The sequence below is a fragment of the Marinobacterium alkalitolerans genome (assembly GCF_017776525.1).
Lineage (GTDB): Bacteria > Pseudomonadota > Gammaproteobacteria > Pseudomonadales > Balneatricaceae > Marinobacterium > Marinobacterium alkalitolerans.
The window spans coordinates 88825-107253 of record NZ_JACVEW010000003.1 but is presented as its reverse complement, the minus strand read 5'-3'; the positions used below and the strand labels follow the sequence as shown (position 1 = coordinate 107253).

Here is an 18429-nt window from a genome sequence, read left to right as displayed (position 1 = left end):
CACCACAGGAAACACAGCATGAAGAACCAGGATTACACCGATATTGAACTGAGCAAACCGGTGAACGTGGATGGCGTGGAGGTCACCAAGCTGCGCATGCGTGAGCCGACCGTGCAGGATCAGTTGGACGCCGACGCCATGAAAGGCGGCGCGGCCGAGCAAGAAGTGGCCCTTATCGCCAACCTGTGCGAAGTCGCTCCGGACGCGATCAAGCGTTTGCCGCTGCGTGACTATAAGCAGCTTCAGGTCGCCTTCATGGGTTTTACCGAATAAGAGGCACCGACCTCAGGGCCATGGTGATCGCCTTGGCCTCTCATACCGGCTGGTCACTGGCCGAAATCAGCAGCATGACCACCAGCAAGTTCCTGTGGTGGTGGGACGGGTTACCAAAGCGTGGCTAAACGGCAAAGACTTGATGCAACCATAACCATCGGGGCTGCCCTGCAGTCATCGGTTAAAAACCGCATTGGTTTTCTGCAGGCTGGCCTTCGTGGTGTGGGTAGCGAGATCAAGCAGGTCACCGATCGTCAGCGTGAGCTCTCCAAGCAGCGCAAGGTGCTGGAGAAGGAGGGCAAGGCGGTTGATCACCTGGACCGCGAATACGAAGAGCTGAACCAGACGCTTGAGCGCCTACAGCGCAGCCAGAAGGACTGGCAGCGTGCGGCGGGTGCCGGTAACAAAGTGGGTCAGCGTTTCGGACAGATGACCGGAGAGATCGGCAAGCTGGCGCGCAATACCAGTATTGCCGTTGCGGGCACGGGTGCCGTGATCTTCGGCCTGGCCAGTAGCACCGCTGAACTGGGTGACCAAACCGCCAAAACAGCCGACAAGCTCGGCATCCAGATCGGGGCTTTGCAGGAACTGCGTTATGCCGCCGAGCGTTCCGGCGTATCCAGTAAAACGCTGGATACCGCCATGCAGCGATTCACGCGCCGTATGTCGGACGCCGCCAAAGGGTCAGGCCCAGCGGTGAAAGCGCTGGATGAGCTGGGGCTGTCGGCTGAAGCCTTGGCCAGCATGACGCCGGATGAGGCGCTGGCTGTAACGGCTGATGCCATGAAAGGTGTAGAAAACCAGTCTGATCGTGTGCGTCTGGCGTTTGCCCTGTTCGACTCTGAAGGTGTCGGCATGGTGAACATGCTCAAGGATGGCAGCGCCGGGCTTCAACAGCTGCGAAAAGACGCCCGTGCAACCGGCAACGTGATGAGCGACCAAGCATTCCGAGATGCTGAAGCGTTTCAGGATGCGGCACTTGATGTTCAGTCCGTTATGGCTGGTTTTAAGAACACCATTGGCAGCGCCTTGATGCCAGTGGTGACCGAGATGATGGGTAAGTTCACCACTTGGATGAGAAGTAATCGTGATCTGGTGGTCCAGTTCTCCGAAAAGCTGGCCGCAGGTCTGAGGGATGCGCTCCCTGTGATTGGCCAGACTGTTACACGCCTTACTAGCACAGCCGCTACGATCGGCAGCGTGACCGCAAAGATCGCTGATTTGGTCGGGGGCTTTGATAACTTGGGTATCATCATCGGCACGGTGTTCGCAGGCAAAGCCATTTTCTCTGTGGGCATGTTCGCCAAATCGATCTGGGATTTTGGCGCTGCGCTGGTAGCACTGGCAGGTGGCTTCCCGGCTGTTATTGGCGGCATTAAAGCAATAGGGCTGGCGCTGATGGCCAACCCGATCGGCCTGATCATTGGCGGAATAGCTCTTGTTGCAGGCGTCCTTATTGCTAAATGGGATGTGGTGGGGCCTTGGTTCTCCAAGCTATGGGGGTATGTGACCAACGTATTCAGCACGGCGTGGGAAGGCATCAAGACCCTGCTTAGCTGGACGCCGCTTGGTCTGATCATTAATAACTGGGGCAGCATTACCAGTTTCTTTTCTGGCCTACTAGGCTCAGTCAACAAGGTCGTCAGTACCGCCTGGACAGGTATCAAGGCCCTGTTCAATTGGACCCCGCTTGGCATCATTATCAACAACTGGGGTGGTATCACTGAATGGTTCGGCGGCTTGTGGAACACGGTCACCGGTGTGGTCAGCTCGGCATTCGACCTGTTCAAGCAGTGGTTCAACTGGTCACCAATGGGGCAGCTTATTGGAGGCTGGGGTGGTGTTACTGGTTTTTTCTCAAATCTTTGGCGCTCAACAACCGGCGTGATTGATACTGCCTGGACAGGCATCAAGGGCTTGCTGTCTTGGACTCCGCTGGGCGTCATCGTAAACCATTGGGGTGGCATTACAGCGTGGTTTGGTCGCCTGTTCGATGGGGTGACGGGGGTTATAGGTACTGCCTTTGATTCATTTAAGCAGTGGTTTAACTGGTCACCTATGGGCCAGCTTATTGGAGGATGGGGCGGACTAACTGGTTTCTTCTCAAGCATATTTGCAGGTGCTTCTAACGCGGTCAGCGCAGCATGGGAAGGGATTAAAGGCATACTGTCTTGGACGCCCCTCGGCATGATCGTGAGCAACTGGGGCGGGATTACCGATTGGTTTGGCGGTCTGTGGGACGGCATTGTAGAGAACGCCCGTGCTGCTTTTGACTGGATCGCCGGCAAGCTGGAGTGGGTTGGCAATGCGGCAGCCAAGGTCAAGGGATGGTTCAGCTTTGGTGACGATGACGAGGAGAAACAAGAGGCAGCCACTTCGGTGCGTGCAGAGCGCCCTGTATCAATTGGTGACGCCGCCGCCCTTCGCGATGCGGAAGAGCGTTTTGCAGCCAATACAGTACAGGTAGGAGCCTCTGCACAACACGCACCTCCTGATTATGAAGAACGCATGGCAAAGGCAACGATGGGCCGGTCACGGTCTGAATATATGAGCCAAAGCCAGCCGGTTACCAACAACGTAACTCAGTCGAATACGTTCAACATCTACCAGCAACCCGGCCAAGATGTACGCGCACTGGCTGAAGAGATCGCACGTATCCAAGCCGAGCAGGAGCGTGGTGCTCTGTATGACGCCGCCCCAGCATGAGGTGATCAATGTCTGACATTATGATGCAGCTGGGTGACTACCAGTTCAGCGTGAATACCGCCGCGTATCAAAGCCTTTCGCGGGCAACCGAATACAGCTGGAAGGGCCAGGAGCGGATAGGGCAGTATGAGGCCCTGCAGTATACCGGTCCGGGTAAAGACGGGGTTACCTTGAGCGGCGTGGTGTTTCCATCATACAAAGGCGGCACCGCCCAGCTGGATGATATGAGAGCCGAAGCCGGCAAAGGCCTGCCGCTGATTCTGGTGGATGGCCGAGGCTTCATTCATGGCCGTTGGGTCATTGAAAAGATAGATGAACAGCAGGGCGTGTTTGCCCAGGCTGGCGCACCGCGCAAACAGGAATTCACCCTTCAAATCAGGAAGTATGACGATGGCCCAGACGTATCGGACACGTGACGGTGACACCGCCGATCTGATTGCCTGGAGGCACTACGGTCGTCAGGATGGTCAGGTGGTGGAGATGCTGATTGATGCCAACCCCGGCCTTGCCGATCGGGGCCCTATATTGCCCGAGGGTATCAAAGTGACGCTTCCGGACTTTGCCGAGCCTGAGCAGGTGAAAGGGGTGAGGTTGTGGGACTGAATATCAAACCTGCCTTTCGTCTGGTCGCCAACAGTGAGGACATCACCGCAACGATCATGGAGCGCTTTGTCAGCCTGACTTATACCGATGATGCAGGCGTAAAGTCAGACTCTCTGCAGTTTACCCTGAGCGACCATGACTCGAATAACCGCATCATCCTGCCGGCGGCTGGCGCTGAACTCGAGCTGTGGCTGGGGTATGACAATCAGGCGCAGCGGATGGGCCTGTTTGTGGTGGATGAGATCGAGCTTGCAGGCCCTCCGGATACTGTGACGGTGAAGGCAAAAGCAGCGCCCCAGGCAACCAGCAGCAGCGGATCGGGCAGCACCCGTCTGATGGTCACAACGCAGAAAACACGGTCATGGGATGCTGGCCTTACGCTGGGTGGTATGGTCGAAACCATCGCGCAGGAGCACGGCCTTGCCCCTGCAGTTGCCGTCAGCCTTGCCCCGATCGTGTTGCCCCATGTGGATCAGGTGAACGAATCAGACATCAACCTGCTGACCCGTCTGGCGCGGGACTATGACGCCATTGCCAAACCGGCAGGCGGCAAGCTGGTGCTGGCCAAGCGTGGTGAGTCGAAGACGGTTAGTGGTAAGCCGCTACCCACTATCACCTTGGTGCCCGGGCAGGTCACCAGCTGGCGCGTGACCATCGCCAAGCGTGCAAAGGCAGGGAAGGTGGTGGCAGTATGGCGCGATCTGAACAGCGCATCGGATAAAGAGGTTGCCGTGGGGGATGGTGAGCCAGTGCGCCGCATGCGGCACCAGTTCACTGACCAAGCCAGCGCAGAGAAGGCTGCCCGCAGCGAATACGATGGCGGTCAGCGATCAGAAGGTACATTGTCGATCAGTATGCCAGGGGATCCGTCTATTATCGCAGAAGCGCGGCTGCAGCTGAGTGGATTCCGTTCAGGTGTAAATGGTGAATGGCTAGTTGCGAACGCCACCCACTCGGTCGATAAATCAGGCTATAGGTGCAGCATCAGGGGTGAAACCATCTGATCCATCATCGGGTTCAATCTCTAGGACTCCATCCAGCTCTTCTCGAATAACGTCAACATCGTCTGGCGCCATGATAGTAACCTTTGCCTCTCCGTTCCGGGCTTTCCTGATGATAACTTTGATATCGTGATCGATGATCAGGACTTCCCCTTCGCGGCGCGAGAGTGTCAGTGATGTGATCCGTGGCATGTGCACCTCCATGTGCGTGTGGTTTTGTGCCACCATAGCGCCCGGATCCACCAATGCAAGGAGATAGCATGCGCCTTTCCATGGCAATAGCCCTGCTGCTGACCTCTACTTTCACCATAGCTGAACACCCGTCATCATTCAGTTCTGCCAAGAAGATCCTCGATCGCCAGATATATACAGACGCTGATCGAGTGACGTTCTACTGCGGTTGTGATTACGCCCCGGCACCAAATCCTGATAACCCAAACCGCACCCGGCTAACTCCAAATGCTGATAGTTGTGGCTTGAAACCGCGGAAAAACGCCAACCGGTCGGGCCGGATCGAGTGGGAACATGTAGTTCCTGCTTGGGAGTTTGGTCACCAGCTGCAGTGTTGGCAGGAAGGAGGGCGCAAAGGTTGCCGCAAGGATCCTCAGTTCAAACGGATGGAATCCGACATGCATAACCTGGTACCGGCAGTGGGCGAACTGAACGGCGATCGCAGTAACTTCCGCTTTGGCATGATTCCCGGTGAGCCCAGGGTGTATGGCGCCTGTGATTTTGAAGTGGATTTCAAGCAGAGAGTAGCGGAGCCGCCGGAGCAGGTTCGCGGTGATATCGCTCGCACCTACTTCTATATGGAAGATCAGTACGGTCTACGAATCAGTCGCAAGCAGCGTCAGCTTTTCAAGGCTTGGTCAAACCTAGACCCTGTTGATGGTGCTGAACGAGCACGCTCAAGGAGAGTATCAGAGGTACAAGGTAACGAAAACCCGTTCGTGCAGTGAGTATTCAGCTGTGTTTAAACACTCTGAAACGATACAAAACGACCATGTAAGCTGTTGTTTTCTATAGAGGCAGAATACACCGAAATGACCGTGGCTGAATGGGGCTGTTTTGCTTTTATATCAGTAGGTTGTCTGCGGCTGCATGGTTACATGGGGTGCAAGGGGTCGCAGGTTCAAATCCTGCCGTCCCGACCATTTAAATGAAGCTGTTATATGAATCGCCTTCTGGCGATTTTTTTGTTTCTGGGCTTGGTAACCGTTCTGTTTAGTCGTCATCCCTTCTGGTGTATCGAATCTCCATATATCGTCCAGTTTCCGGGTTGTAGGTATCCAACACCGGCTGTGTGACTGATTTCGGCTCTGACTCCTGGTATCTAGGCTTAAACTTTGCCTTGATTCTTTGCCACGCACCGTCCTGGGGTGGTTGATCAGTGTTGGCCATGTATTCTCCTCCTGTTCTTTTCTCTGTAGCAACAGAGCTGTCATTTGGCGTTTTTCTAGTGACAATCTGCGATGTCTGAAAGGCAGCCTGCCCAATAACGAGCGTGATAATTCCCTTTAATGTGTTGATCTGTTTGAACGACTGGCAGAAGAGAACCTTATCAGGACAGTCCGTCACTCCGCCGGCCAGTACACCTTTACCAGCGGCAGCAAACGCTGGCCTTCAATATCGAACCTTTCATAGTTGGCCACCACCAGATCGGCCAACAGGTCGATGTCGATCAGCGTTACAGGGATGGTAGCCCGTTCGGCTTCATAGCGTGCTTCGCGGGTAAAACCGCCGGTGCTGATAAACAATCCTTGGTCACCTTCACGCAGGGCACCGATAAAGCTGCGGATCGGGTTTGAGCCCATACTGCCACTGCGGTGTTTCACTTCTGCTTTGATGCGTGGCTGCGTCAATCCAAGCCCGTCCGGTGATGCCAACACATCCACGCCACGATCCGGGCCTCTGGCTGATACACGGGCCTGGTAGCCCATCGCTCGCAGCAGGGCGGCGGTGAGTTCTTCCATTTCATCGGGTGCCAGGCTTTGGATCTTGTCCTTGATCAGCTCATGGCCGCGAGACACCACATCTTCACGCAACAGTTCGAGTTCAGCTTCGGCTGCTGGCACATCGTCGGCAGAGGAGGACGGCTCAACCGGCTTTCCGGCCAGGCGGTCCTGTACCTCGCTGATGACCGCACCTGACAGTGAAAATACGGTCAAGACAGATCCCAGGCTGTTGCGGGTCGATTGCGTGAACAGGTCGCGTGAGATGCGCCCAAGCCACTTCACCTTGCGAATGTGCTGGAATTCGCCCACCGGCTCGGACTCATGACGAAACTCATACTGGCCAATCGCTTCGCCCACCAGATACTCACGGTGTTCCTGGCTGTAGGTGATGATCAGGTCGCCGGGCTGAATGTCGTCACGAAACTTGCGGATCATGGCGATGGCATTCGCGGTGCGGCCCGGTTTGGCGTTGCCGAAATGGTGTATGTAGGCGCTTCGAAGCGCGTCCTGGTTGGTGTACTGGTTCAGGTCGCCCAGGTTGCCCCAGCCGATACCGACACACTCGGCATCCTTGAAGTCGTCGAAGTAGCAACCGCCGTTACCGGCACGAATCATCCAACCGTTCATCAGGCTTACTCCATCTTACTCATGCTTGCTTGACATCAGCAGGCTTAATCCCTAATCTTCCCGGTAACACGACCCCGGCCTCTTGGTTGCTTGCAACTTACGCTGGGGTTTTTATTTTCTGGTTACCACCACTCCTTCCAGTCGTCCGTAACTCCCATGCCGCTCAAGTTCAGCTTCTTGGATGAGTGCTGCTCTGGGAACTGTTCCAGATGCTCGGCCAGCCGGTTGTGCCACTCGGTATTAGGGCATATCGACTTCACCAGCATGCGAGTAATGGCAAACAGCAGGAAGGGCTTGAAGTGGGAGTCTTCGTCACTGATAAACGCATCACACCAGGCAATCTCCCCCTGTTTCGGCAACATTGGTTTGGAGGTGATGTTCCGGTTCCACAAACGGCTATGGTGCGCCACCAGATTACGCAGGTAACTCAGGCTAAATAGCCAGCTTTTGAACACTTTCCAATTGCTCACGCCGTACCGGTTGGCGATGGTAGCCTGGTCTTTCACGTTCAGCATGCTGAACAGCTGGGATATGGCACCGAAGTCCAATACCTCTACTGCAACCCATATCGGCAGCTCATCACCGTGATTGGCGTGATAGTGCCGGACAAAATCCTCTTTCGACCGTTTGACCAATCCACGATATTTGTCCGCCCAGGCGTCAAAGCAGGTTTGAACCATACCTTTGCGGAAAGGCCTGTTGGCAAAGCCCGGGTGGAAGTGTGCTTTGGTATTTTCTATATGGGCGAAAGGGCTGCGTTCGCCCAGCAAGTGGGACAGGTCTACCCGCAAGGAGATTTCGATACGTTCCAGCGCATCGGTAAGGTACAAGCGAAGCTGCTTGTCGAACAGGTACAGGTGCACCGCGTCCACGAATTGAGTATCCGGGTGAAACTCGTCCTTTGCTTTGGTGGAGAGTTTTCCGGTTTCGCTATCCTGTACCACTTCGAACGTGCGAAACGGATACCAGTAGGCGCTGAGGCGGTAGTAGCCCACACGCTGAAGGTAATCCAGAGCGGCGGCCTCGTCGGTGACCACCATGCCCCAGGATTTGAGCAGCTCCAATTGCTCGGGAAAGGACTTCCATGGCCTGCTGTAAGGCATCAGATTGATACTCCTGATACGATTAACCCCTCATCTATGAGGTAGACGGTTATGAGCTCAAATTCCTGCGGGGGCAGATTTCTGTTTGAGGCCCGATTGCATACTTGCCCCAACACCATCGCGTCGGAAATCAAACATATTCATTCTGAATGTGTTGATTGTTACTTGATTGTTACCGCTTGAGTGGGCGATTAGGCGTTCGTGCCGCTTGGCATATGGAGCCATTGCATAGGAGCCTCCGTATTCGCCTGTATTGACCAGCACCACATGTTGGTACATGTGGTAGTGAAGTGCCTCCACCATGGAGTCGAAAGTGTTAACGTCGCGGTTTAGGGCAGGTATTAAGAGCGCATTGGACTTGTCACGAAGGTCTGCGCTCAGTGCTATGTCTGTAGAATCAAAACAAATAGCAGCGCTTAGGCAGAACCCTTTTTCATTTGGAAAAGCTGGGTGGGCAAGCTCCAACATTAACTGGTACGGACGCCAAGGCTGGATTCCCAACTTAACCTCCGGGGCTGTCATGTGGTACTTCCCCTGAAAGCGTTGGATCTCGTTGTTATTGCCATTGTGCTTTCGAGGAACAATCCAAACGGCGCAGTTTTTAGGTTTTGTAGAGCCAGGCTGCTTTATGAATCCAAGCCCTGCTACGATGATGGCATGAGTCTTTCTGGATAAGTGAATCAGGATATCCATATCATCTTGGTGAACCGCCAACTCTGGTAGCATGATCAGGTCAATGGTTTGCTCCCGCTCGCCATTTGTTAGCTTATCGATGTGCTGAGCTTCGATATGCTTGGTCACCAGTTTTGCGACACGCGCTATGTGGCGTCGGTGCTTGGTCCGGTATTCGGGATCATCAAGGAATTGACCGTGCTCAGCAAAGTCCTTTTGCCTAGGCATCTTGGCTTGGACCATGGCTACCACTAGATCTTTTTTGGACTTTTCCCAACTGGGTGAAACCAATTCAGGGAGGCCTGGCATATTGGATTGTTTGCAATAAGCGGCTTTAAGTTTAGCGAGCCGTTCATCAACCAGTTTGCTAACACTTTCCACGGAAAGCTCTGTCGGCCAAGAGTAACCTTGATCATTGACGCGGATGCCTGGCCATTTGAGAAGCTTGGAGAGGAGAGTCGTGAGCCAGCCTGAGAACTGAGCAGCCTCACCCGCCAATGCTTCAGGTGTTGTTAGTAAGCCGATCTGTCTTTTGAACTGAGTTGTCTTTAGTCCGCGGTAGCCGGTCTTGGGAGCGAAGTTTGTCCCAAAACCTGTCGGGTCACCTAAGCCTGAAAGCACTGCTCGCAGACACAGAGCGATACGTTGAAGAATGAAGGTGTCGTCTTGCTGGGAGCGTAGGTGGCCAGCAGCCTCTGAAAGAACTTTGTTGAACTCAAGTTTTATTGAAACTTCATAATCGAACACAGCGAAAGAGGGAGTTGCTGATAATTTATCAAACTTTACTTTAGTCTTTGCCAAATCGATGATTTCGTCTGTTTTACTCTTATCAAAAGAGGCACTTTTTCCTAGCAGAGACCGCATTAGCTTTAATGCCATTATTTCATTGCTGAATGGATTATCTGGTCTCGCTACAAGCTTATACAGGGAAATATAAGCAGTAATGTCTTCCAGTTTTTTGGCTGAAGGTCTTATATTTATGTAGAGCTTTTCAATTAATTCTTGGACTTTATCTAAGTCAAGCCAGGAATACTTTAATGCCCGAGCATGGAGTATGAGTGAACGAAGAAGAGTCGCATCCTGAATAGCTATAAGCTCCAGTATCTTGGGAGCATTTTTATGATCATCAAGAAGGCTTGATGCTGCGCGTAGAAGTGGTTTGATATCCTTTATAATCTGACTAGAAATCACTATAGCTGTAGCGATATCCCGGTCAGTAGCATCCTTTTCTAGGCTTATCTTCCTGAATCCATTTGCGAGCTTGAAAATAAGGTCGTGGAACCAGCATCCTGAGCTGTCTTCCAACGTTGTGTCCATTCTTACAAGTAACAGGAAGCGTGCTTGCGCCGCAATAAAGTTGAAGCCTTCTGGTTTAGCCTTTGCTGGCGACGATGAAGCTGCTATCTTCGATAGCATTAGACTGCAGAAGCTCGAAGAATTGATCTATATCGGCATGAGCCGGAACTGCCTGGCGGTCTTTACGGTGAATAACGGTTGCTGCATGCCGATAGATTTCAGCGAGGCAGTAGGTACCAATTGCAGCTTGAATTTGTGCCTGCTTTGACACGGTTGGGCACCAAGGACTAAATGGTAGCTCTCTGAGATAATGAAGTTGCTCTAGTATTGGCTCGAGCAACTTGGTACTTGGGAATAACTCGATCCCTTTCTTTAGGAGTAGCACCAGGGCGGGGTCTCGACTCCAGCATGCTATGAGTCTCCGGGCTAGCCTCTCTTGAAGATAATCCCAATCTCCTGGAATAGGTTTACCATTCTCATCGGTTTTTCGGGATGTAAAGTGTCGCATGCTATTTAAAAGTTTTGAGATTTTGTTCGCAGCAAAACGTTTCAACGTGTCCTCGCGGACATCGAACATATCCTTCTCTATTGCTGCAAGCCGATTGTAGTATCCGTCACCATCGGACTGGTTCTGCTCCTTACTTTTAGACAGAGCAAGCAACGATTCCAGTTGGTCAAGATGAACTTCGGTGTCATCATAAGATATTGGTCCAGAAACACTGCTTTGTATATCTTCCAGGGTCTGGGAAATTCCAACAGACTTTCCTCTGAAAATTTCAACCTTGGTCTTTTCAGGGTTAGCTTCCAGATTGAGTTCATTTAGTAAAGGGGTTGTGATATCGAGTAATGCCTTCTTTATGGTATCTAGGTATGTTTCTGATTTCTTTGGGTTTGCTAACTCATTTTCTACCTTGTTACGATTGGGTCCTACAAGGACAAAGCGCATATCATCGACATAACGGCAATAATCAACCAACCTAATGCCATGGTCTTTACAAATAATATGACCTATTAGTTCCTTCATTCGGTCATCAAAATCCGACATGTAAATATTAGCAAGAAAGCCAGATGCAACTAACCCCTGAGGTAGTCCCAAAGGTGCTTTTGGGCACCTTTCAGAGGAACAAAGCTGTTTAAAATCTTCACTAGAAGAAGCTGACCATTGCCAGTCCTCTAGCGCTGAAATTATATTTTCTTTAGCCGTTTGAGTTTGGTCTTTAGTAGACTCTTGCTGTTGAGAAAAGCACTCTATTTTTTCCGCAAGCAATGGCCGCTTGATACAGTCAAAAAACTTAGAAATATCTAGCTCTAATAGATATACTTCTTCCTCGTCTGACTTCTCATGGATCTCAAACTTGGCAAAGTAATATGGTCTTTCAAGAAATTTTCGATAGTCTGTGAAATATTTACTATAGGTAGTTGTTGCTCCGTAACTGTGTTCAGCCTTGTCGTCTTTATATTTGCAATAAAGCCTATTCCCGTAGCTTACGACCCCTTTTTGATGAACTTCATCGTAGCCAGTAGACGGGTCACCTTGCTTACTTTCGACTTCGTTGGCAAGGCACATCATTACGAGGGTCATGATGGTTTGATCGCGTATACTTATGTGGGCTAGTGGTCTTAATTTGAGAGGGCTATCTTCTGCAGGCCGCTCTTTGTCAGAATCCAGGTGTTGAGGGGTAAGGTCTTTGGGCTGCCAAGTGAGTCTGTACTCGGGTATCTTTAGGGGATCATCATCCGGCCTCGTAAACTCCCAAGGATGAGACTTAGGCGCCGGTACGAGTGCGAGTGGTGTAAAAGTGAACTTATCTTTAACTTCATCAGCCCACTCATTACAGCGATTAGCCAAATCAATGGATGAAGTATCGAGCTCGAAGTGATCAGCATACCAGTTGGTTGTGCGGATATACTCGTGTGCCTTCTTCCAGGCGAGAGCCAAAAGTAAAGGATCAGTCAAGTAATCATCACTTAATACGAGCTTCTCGTACTTTTTATCTAACACAGGCATTGCGTTTTCCTTAACTAACCGCCTTTTTCATTACAGCTTCAGCTAGCTGGCAGCGGGTTTCGCTGGCTTGGTTCAGGCGCTTTTTGAGCTGGTCGCAGAGGGCCATAAGCTCATCGACTTTTTGGAGAATTTTTGTTTGTTCTGCTAGAGGCGGAACATGAACAGGTAGTAACCAGAGCTTTTCTGATTTCAACTTGCAAGTACCGTGGGTGGAGTGATCTACCAAACTTGTCACAGTTGCTTTATGGGCTTTCAAGAACAACAGCAGATATGGTGCTAAATCTCGTGGTGGAATAAGTGCTTTCATATCTTGGTTGATTGTGACTGGTGCTAGTGTCATTGCGACGGGAAAAGAATGAGCGAGTATCATTCCACGGACTACCATTAATAAACTGTGCGGAGGTATGAGTCTAAGGGACGTACTCTCTATTGCAGTATTAGAAATCTGGTCTTGACTGCTTGAGATGTAGTCTGTCTTCATATCCTTGGGAGACACCCACGGAATCTCCCCAGCCCAATAGTCAGCATTTTTCTTACTTGGAGTAGCGCCGCCGAGAATAGTGCCTAAGGTTCCCAGTTCAGCAGTCACCCAGTTTTGGGGCGTATTGGCCGTGGTTGCTTTTATTCCAGATAAGGCTAGGTAAGAAGCCGCTGGTTCATCCCCCGCATTCTGCTCCACCAGTCGTCCCATCACCGCCAGTTGTAGGATGGCCTGCTTGAGCTTGTCGATACTCTGCTCAGTCGTGAACAGGGTGTCGAAGTGAGCGGCGAGGCGGGCCCAATTGTCGGCCAACTCGCTGGCATTTTCGGACTGGGTGAGGGTGCCGAGCAGGGTGTCCACGAGGGTTTCGTGGGCGTCGAGCTGGTCGCTGGTCTGCTGTTCCAGCCGATCGCAGAGCGCCATAAGCTCATCGACTTTTTGGACGATGCGGTGTTGTTCTTCAAGGCACGGAGTAGCAACAGGTATAGAGGCCAGTCGCGCTTGATTAAGTTTAGGGACAGTCATCCCTGTGATATACGGACTTAAGTCGGCAGCAGTTATGTAATACACCAGATACTCATCAGTCACAGCTTCCCTTCGAGGCCTTAAAACATGGGCATGGTTATTCACCCAGGACTTGCCTGAAATCGAAAAGGCTGTTGCTTCGCCTTTGTCCCACTTGGCACCGTCCTCGCCGACTAATACCAGTGGTTCGTCGAACAGGTAGCCGTCAACATAGTCAACGATTCCAGAGGCGCCATAGTAGGGATAAGGGCCTGATTTGCGGGCTGCCTTTGTTATAGGCTTACGTTGACTATCTAGTACTTCAACTATTTCCCCGAGCCTTGTCCATGTCCAAGTTCTTGGTATATCGAAAGGCTGCTCATCTCCTGTCACATCACCTGATACCGTTTTTCGACCTCGTGCTTTGATAGGAGCATGTTCTCGCCGAAGCCATAGAAGGTGTTCCTTGAACAAAGTATCTTCGGGAGATTGCGATACTAGCCGTCCACTCACGGCCAACTCCAGAATCAACTCCCGCAGTTTCTTAATCCCGGTCAGCTCGATCTTGCCGTTGCTACCACGGCCGCTGCTGGACTTCTTGGTGACCGCTCCTGTCCACAGGTCCAGGTGATCGGTTATCAGTTCTTGCGCACTCACGCCGCACCTCCATCGGTATTCTCATCGCGGTTGTGCGCGAGCGCATCGGCGAGGATATCGCGCAGCTGGTGGCGGATCTCCTGAATCTCGGCCTGTTGCTGTTCATACTGCGCCAGCAGTTCGTCTGGGTCGTGGTTGATCTGCTCGCCCTGGTGCGGGTTCTTGATGTCCAGGTTGTAGTTACGGGCTTTGATCTCATCAATGGAGACCTTCCACGCCTGCTCGTTTTCCACCCGGCTGGCGAAACCATCGGACTCATCGCCCCACCAGTCGATCTCGGTCTGGAACTCGGCAAAGCGCATGGGCTTGGTTTTGCTGTAGCTCTTGTAGCCTTCCGGGTAGGGGTGTTCGTAGTACCACACGGTTTCCGTGGGCTTGCCCTTGGTGAAGAACAGCAGGTTGGTCTTGATGCCGGTATAGGGGTTAAACACGCCGTTGGGCAGGCGCACGATGGTGTGAAGGTTGCACTCGTCCAGCAGCTTTTCCTTGAGGCGGGTCTTCATGCCCTCGCCGAACAGGAAGCCATCCGGCAGCACCACAGCGGCACGGCCTCCGTCCTTGAGCAGATGGATGAATAGCGTCATGAACAGGTCGGCGGTTTCCCGGGTGCGGAAGGCGGTCGGGAAGTTGGTTTCGATACCGTCCTCTTCCATACCACCAAACGGCGGGTTGGCCACGATCACATCCACGCGCTCTTTTGGCCCCCAGCTGATCAACGGGCGGCCCAGGGTGTTGTCATGCTTGATCTGGTCCGGCACCTCGATGCCGTGCAAAATCATGTTGGTGGTGGCCAGCAGGTGCGGCAGCGGCTTCTTCTCCACGCCGAGAATGGTGCGCTGAAGCGTCTGCTCGTCCTGCGGGGTGCTGACATAGCGCCGGCGCTTGTGCTCGATGGCGCAGGTGAGGAAGCCGCCGGTGCCGCAGGCCGGGTCCATCACCTTCTCGTCCAGCTTGGGATCCACTCGGTTGACCATGAACTCGGTCACGGCGCGGGGCGTGTAGAACTCACCGGCGTTACCGGCGTTTTGCAGATCTTTGAGGATCTGCTCGTACATATCGCCCAGCGCATGGCGCTCGGCGGATTTGTTGAAGTCGATGCCGTCCTGCAACTTGTTGATCACTTGGCGCATCAGCTGGCCGGACTTCATGTAGTTGTAGGCATCCTCAAACACGTTGCGGATCACTACGCCCCGGTAGTCGTCACCGGCCGGTTGCAGATTTTGCAGGCCGGGGAACAGGGTGGTGTCCACAAAGTCTTTCAGTTCGTCGCCGGTCATGCCCTCCGGGTCAGCGGCCCAGTTGCGCCAGCGCAGGTGCGAGGGAATCGGGGAGCGGTAGTCATCGTTGAACATCTCCCATTCCAGCTCGCGGTCATCAAAGATCTTCAAAAACAGCATCCAGACGAGCTGGCCAATGCGCTGGGCGTCACCGTCTACGCCCACGTCCTTGCGCATGATGTCCTGAATGGATTTGATGGTGGTGTTGATCGACATAAGGTGTCTGTTCCCGGGTGTTCAGAAAAAGAGATAAAGTGTTTGGTTCGGCCTACGAAGTCTGCTGGTAGAGCTCATCTTCCAGCTGCTTCACGGCCTGGGTGTAGCCGGGTTTGCCGCCAAAGGCTTGCAGCAGCTCCATCGGCGCACCGATCTGGCTGAAAGGGGCCAGAGTAAGGACTTTCACATCTTCGATCGGCTCGATACCGGCATCGGTGTATTTGTCCAGCAGGGCGTTCAGCACCTGCTTGCTGGCGCCTTCGTACTTGTTGAAGTAGTTCTGCTTGCGTACCTGCTCGGCCCGTTCCTTGCGGCTCAGCGGTGGCTGATCGTAAACGATATGGCAGATCACATCGAAGGGATCCGGCTCGGCACCCAGCTTCTTGCTCACCTCTTTGATCAGGTCGTCCCAGATCACGCCCTGTTCGGCCAGCTCATCGATGATCACTTGCTTGCGGTCGGCTTCGTTCCAGCGGCGCAGGAAGTCGCTGAGGGTGGCGTATCTTTCTTTTACCTGCTGGCGGGTAAAATCTTTCAGGCTCTCGGTAATGAGCTTGCCGTCCGGCCCCAGATATTGCACACGCTCGGCGATCACGCTGACTTCAACATTGCCGACCACGTACTTGATGCGTTTGGGGGGATCATCGTTGGTATTGTTCCAGTCGCCAGCCGGGGTGTCGTCCGAGGACCACTCCTCTTCAGGGTCAACATCATAGGTGCCGGCTTCATCACCGAGCATGTCATCCGGCTGTTCGTCTTCCGGTGCGTGCTCATCGTCCGGGTTGATCGGGTCGTCACCCCTGGGCGAGTACACCTTGACCGGGTCGCCATCGAAATCCGGGTCGGCGAACAGCTCGGTGGCCTTTTTGAAGTCGATGATGGTAAACCAGTGCTTGTTGTAATCATCGTTGATGCGGGTGCCACGGCCGATGATCTGTTTGAACTCGGTCATGGATTGGATGCGCTGGTCCAGCACGATCAATTTACAGGTCTGGGCATCCACGCCGGTGGTCATCAACTTGCTGGTGGTGGCGATCACCGGGTAACGCTCTTCCGGGTTGATGAAGTTATCCAGCTCGGCCTTGCCTTCCTGCTCGTCGCCGGTGATACGCATGATGTACTTGCGGTTTTCCTGTACCCGCTGCGGGTTCAGGTTGACCAGCGCCTGGCGCATCCGCTCGGCATGGTCGATGTCTTCGCAGAACACGATGGTTTTCTGGTAGGGGGCGGTCTGCGTCATAAACTCGGTGACCTTACGCGCCACCAGCTCGGTGCGCTTCTCCAGCACCAGATTGCGGTCAAAGTCCTTCTGGTTGTAGATGCGGTCCTCGATCAGCTCGCCGTTCTTGTCGGTCTGACCCTTGCTTGGGCGCCAGCCTTGAAGGTCGCGGTCAATATCGACACGCACCACCTTGTACGGGGCGAGGAAGCCGTCTTCGATGCCCTGCTTGAGCGAGTAGGTGTAAACCGGCTCGCCAAAGTAGTCGATATTGGAGACTTCCCTGGTTTCCTTCGGCGTGGCGGTCAGGCCGATATGGGTAGCGGCCGAGAAGTAGTCCAGAATCTGTCGCCAGGCGGAATCCACGGCGGCGCTGCCACGGTGACATTCGTCAATCACGACCAGATCGAAGAAGTCGGGTGAGAACTGCTTGTAGATGTTCTGTTCTTCCTCGCTGCCGGTCACGGCCTGATACAGCGACAGGTAGATCTCATAGGACGGATCGACGGTGCGGTTGCTGACCTTGGTCATCGCCTGGCCGAAGGGCTTGAAGTCGTTGTTCTTGGTCTGATCGACCAGAATGTTGCGGTCGGCCAGAAACAGGATGCGCTTCTTCCTTTTCGACTTCCACAGCCGCCAGATGATCTGGAAGGCGGTAAAGGTTTTACCCGTGCCGGTGGCCATCACCAGCAGGATACGGTTCTGCCCACGCGCAACCGCTTCGACGGTACGGTTGATCGCTACTGTCTGATAGTAACGGGGCGAGCGGCCGCTGCCGTCATCGTAATAGGGCTGTTCAACGGTTTGCCGTGCCGCTGCCTGATCAATGCCTTTGTACCGGCAGTAGAGCGCCCAGAGGGTGTCGGGCGAGGGGAACTCATTCAGGGCAAGGGTGGACTCGGTTTTACCAAACAGGCCGGTGCGGTCGTGAAACAGGAAGCCATCGCCGTTGCTGCTGAACACGAAGGGTGCATCCAGTGCATCACTGTAGGCTAGCGCCTGTTGCATACCATCGCCCAGGCTGTGGTTATTGTCCTTGGCCTCGATGATGGCGATGGGGATGTTCTTCTTGTAGCTGAGCACATAATCGGCGCGGCGGCGCTTGCCGCGGGTGTGAAGGCGACCGCGCACGATGATGCGGCCAGCGGTAAAGGAAACCTCTTCTCTGACCTGGGCCTGTAAGTCCCAGCCTGCCTGCTCCAGTGCGGGGTTGATGAACTTGGTGCAGATGTCCCGTTCCGTGAGCGTCTTCTTGTCCATGTTGAATATCCCGCATCCTGTAGCTGACGGCCTGATCAATAGGCTTTTCACCGAGGCTTAGGGTAGCTCAAAAGACTAGGGTTCTGAAGTCTGGCGCAGGTTTAGGGCGGGGGTGAAACCAAGGGCTCAGTTTTAACCTGCCACAGGTCACACAGCCGAAAACCCCTCACTCCCGGTTCAGTGCTTCCAGCAGTTCAATCTCAAACACCAGATTCGCATTGGGCGGAATCCTGTCCCCGAAGCCGCGTTCGCCGTAGCCCATTTCGGCCGGTACGTGCAGTTTACGCTTGCCGCCCACCTTCATGCCCTTGAGGCCCTCGACCCAGGCAGCGATCACTTTCTTGCGGCTCAGTACGGTCTGAAATGGCTGGCCCTTGTCATAGGACGAGTCAAACTCGGTGCCGTCTTCCAGAAAGCCGCGGTAGTGTGCGGTGATCAGTGCACCGCCTTTTTTCACCTCGGTGCCGGTGCCTTCGACAATGTCTTCGATGATGAGCTGTTCAGATGCAGCCATGATGTGTCCTGTGGTTTGAAAACCACCTGCTGCCTGACCGTCGCCGCTCACTGGACG

15 protein-coding genes are annotated in these 18429 nt (G+C 53.5%); 6 read left to right on the top strand and 9 right to left on the bottom strand.

From position 1 onward, the window contains the following. Positions 1-18 precede the first annotated feature (18 nt). From H9C73_RS02750 to H9C73_RS02730, 5 genes are all read left to right on the top strand, one after another. Complete coding sequence (locus tag H9C73_RS02750; RefSeq protein ID WP_209286253.1) at positions 19-273, top strand: phage tail assembly protein; 255 nt, start codon at positions 19-21, stop codon at positions 271-273. A gap of 120 nt (positions 274-393) precedes the next feature. Beyond that, entirely contained in the window at positions 394-2979 is a 2586-nt protein-coding gene (locus H9C73_RS02745; RefSeq protein WP_209286252.1) for a phage tail tape measure protein, read from the top strand. Between the two features lie 8 nt (positions 2980-2987). Next, positions 2988-3395 carry a phage tail protein gene (locus H9C73_RS02740; RefSeq protein WP_209286251.1) on the top strand — a complete coding sequence of 136 codons (408 nt, stop codon included), beginning with the start codon at positions 2988-2990 and terminating at the stop codon, positions 3393-3395. After that, a complete protein-coding gene (locus tag H9C73_RS02735; protein ID WP_209286250.1) occupies positions 3370-3582 on the top strand; it encodes a tail protein X in 213 nt (70 codons plus the stop codon). The genes H9C73_RS02740 and H9C73_RS02735 overlap by 26 nt, the downstream gene beginning before the upstream one ends. Beyond that, positions 3573-4586: a phage late control D family protein gene (locus tag H9C73_RS02730; RefSeq protein WP_209286249.1), complete on the top strand. Its 1014-nt coding sequence runs from the start codon at positions 3573-3575 to the stop codon at positions 4584-4586. The genes H9C73_RS02735 and H9C73_RS02730 overlap by 10 nt, the downstream gene beginning before the upstream one ends. On the opposite strand, the gene H9C73_RS16415 is transcribed toward H9C73_RS02730, so the two are convergent. Continuing rightward, on the bottom strand, positions 4548-4775 hold the full coding sequence (locus H9C73_RS16415) for a carbon storage regulator (RefSeq protein ID WP_209286248.1): 228 nt from the start codon (positions 4773-4775) through the stop codon (positions 4548-4550). The genes H9C73_RS02730 and H9C73_RS16415 overlap by 39 nt on opposite strands. Positions 4776-4843: 68 nt before the next feature. On the opposite strand from H9C73_RS16415, the gene H9C73_RS02720 reads away from it, so the two are divergent. Beyond that, positions 4844-5542: an endonuclease gene (locus tag H9C73_RS02720; protein WP_209286247.1), complete on the top strand. Its 699-nt coding sequence runs from the start codon at positions 4844-4846 to the stop codon at positions 5540-5542. Positions 5543-6157: 615 nt separating this feature from the next. Here H9C73_RS02720 and H9C73_RS02715 read toward each other — a convergent pair. From H9C73_RS02715 to H9C73_RS02680, 8 genes are all read right to left on the bottom strand, one after another. Further along, positions 6158-7165 (bottom strand): restriction endonuclease, encoded by a 1008-nt coding sequence (locus H9C73_RS02715; RefSeq protein ID WP_236014046.1) that lies wholly within the window; start codon positions 7163-7165, stop codon positions 6158-6160. 122 nt (positions 7166-7287) lie between these two features. Then, the gene (locus H9C73_RS02710) at positions 7288-8268 is read right to left on the bottom strand and encodes an Abi family protein (RefSeq protein WP_209286246.1); all 981 of its coding nucleotides are present in this window, start codon (positions 8266-8268) and stop codon (positions 7288-7290) included. Positions 8269-8325: 57 nt separating this feature from the next. Continuing rightward, on the bottom strand, positions 8326-10356 hold the full coding sequence (locus tag H9C73_RS02705; RefSeq protein WP_209286245.1) for a hypothetical protein: 2031 nt from the start codon (positions 10354-10356) through the stop codon (positions 8326-8328). Next, positions 10313-12244, bottom strand: a complete 1932-nt coding sequence (locus tag H9C73_RS02700) for an RNA-directed DNA polymerase (RefSeq protein ID WP_209286244.1) — start codon at positions 12242-12244, stop codon at positions 10313-10315. Before H9C73_RS02700 ends, H9C73_RS02705 begins: the two co-directional genes overlap by 44 nt. 10 nt (positions 12245-12254) lie before the next feature. Then, positions 12255-13886, bottom strand: a complete 1632-nt coding sequence (locus tag H9C73_RS02695) for a restriction endonuclease subunit S (RefSeq protein ID WP_209286243.1) — start codon at positions 13884-13886, stop codon at positions 12255-12257. Continuing rightward, positions 13883-15379, bottom strand: coding sequence for a type I restriction-modification system subunit M (locus H9C73_RS02690; protein ID WP_209286242.1), 1497 nt, complete (start codon positions 15377-15379; stop codon positions 13883-13885). Before H9C73_RS02690 ends, H9C73_RS02695 begins: the two co-directional genes overlap by 4 nt. 52 nt (positions 15380-15431) lie before the next feature. After that, complete coding sequence (gene hsdR / locus H9C73_RS02685; protein WP_209286241.1) at positions 15432-17858, bottom strand: EcoAI/FtnUII family type I restriction enzme subunit R; 2427 nt, start codon at positions 17856-17858, stop codon at positions 15432-15434. Between the two features lie 166 nt (positions 17859-18024). After that, the gene (locus H9C73_RS02680) at positions 18025-18372 is read right to left on the bottom strand and encodes an FKBP-type peptidyl-prolyl cis-trans isomerase (protein WP_209286240.1); all 348 of its coding nucleotides are present in this window, start codon (positions 18370-18372) and stop codon (positions 18025-18027) included. Positions 18373-18429: the final 57 nt, after the last annotated feature.

What these genes read in the sequence shown, in the direction of transcription:
- H9C73_RS02700 (WP_209286244.1), bottom strand. Translation starts at nt 12,244, where the DNA reads ATGCCTGTGTTAGATAAAAAGTACGAGAAGCTCGTATTAAGTGATGAT.
- H9C73_RS02735 (WP_209286250.1), top strand. Translation starts at nt 3,370, where the DNA reads ATGGCCCAGACGTATCGGACACGTGACGGTGACACCGCCGATCTGATT.
- H9C73_RS02705 (WP_209286245.1), bottom strand. Translation starts at nt 10,356, where the DNA reads ATGCTATCGAAGATAGCAGCTTCATCGTCGCCAGCAAAGGCTAAACCA.
- hsdR (WP_209286241.1), bottom strand. Translation starts at nt 17,858, where the DNA reads ATGGACAAGAAGACGCTCACGGAACGGGACATCTGCACCAAGTTCATC.
- H9C73_RS02750 (WP_209286253.1), top strand. Translation starts at nt 19, where the DNA reads ATGAAGAACCAGGATTACACCGATATTGAACTGAGCAAACCGGTGAAC.
- H9C73_RS02690 (WP_209286242.1), bottom strand. Translation starts at nt 15,379, where the DNA reads ATGTCGATCAACACCACCATCAAATCCATTCAGGACATCATGCGCAAG.
- H9C73_RS02720 (WP_209286247.1), top strand. Translation starts at nt 4,844, where the DNA reads ATGCGCCTTTCCATGGCAATAGCCCTGCTGCTGACCTCTACTTTCACC.
- H9C73_RS16415 (WP_209286248.1), bottom strand. Translation starts at nt 4,775, where the DNA reads ATGCCACGGATCACATCACTGACACTCTCGCGCCGCGAAGGGGAAGTC.
- H9C73_RS02680 (WP_209286240.1), bottom strand. Translation starts at nt 18,372, where the DNA reads ATGGCTGCATCTGAACAGCTCATCATCGAAGACATTGTCGAAGGCACC.
- H9C73_RS02710 (WP_209286246.1), bottom strand. Translation starts at nt 8,268, where the DNA reads ATGCCTTACAGCAGGCCATGGAAGTCCTTTCCCGAGCAATTGGAGCTG.
- H9C73_RS02740 (WP_209286251.1), top strand. Translation starts at nt 2,988, where the DNA reads ATGTCTGACATTATGATGCAGCTGGGTGACTACCAGTTCAGCGTGAAT.
- H9C73_RS02715 (WP_236014046.1), bottom strand. Translation starts at nt 7,165, where the DNA reads ATGAACGGTTGGATGATTCGTGCCGGTAACGGCGGTTGCTACTTCGAC.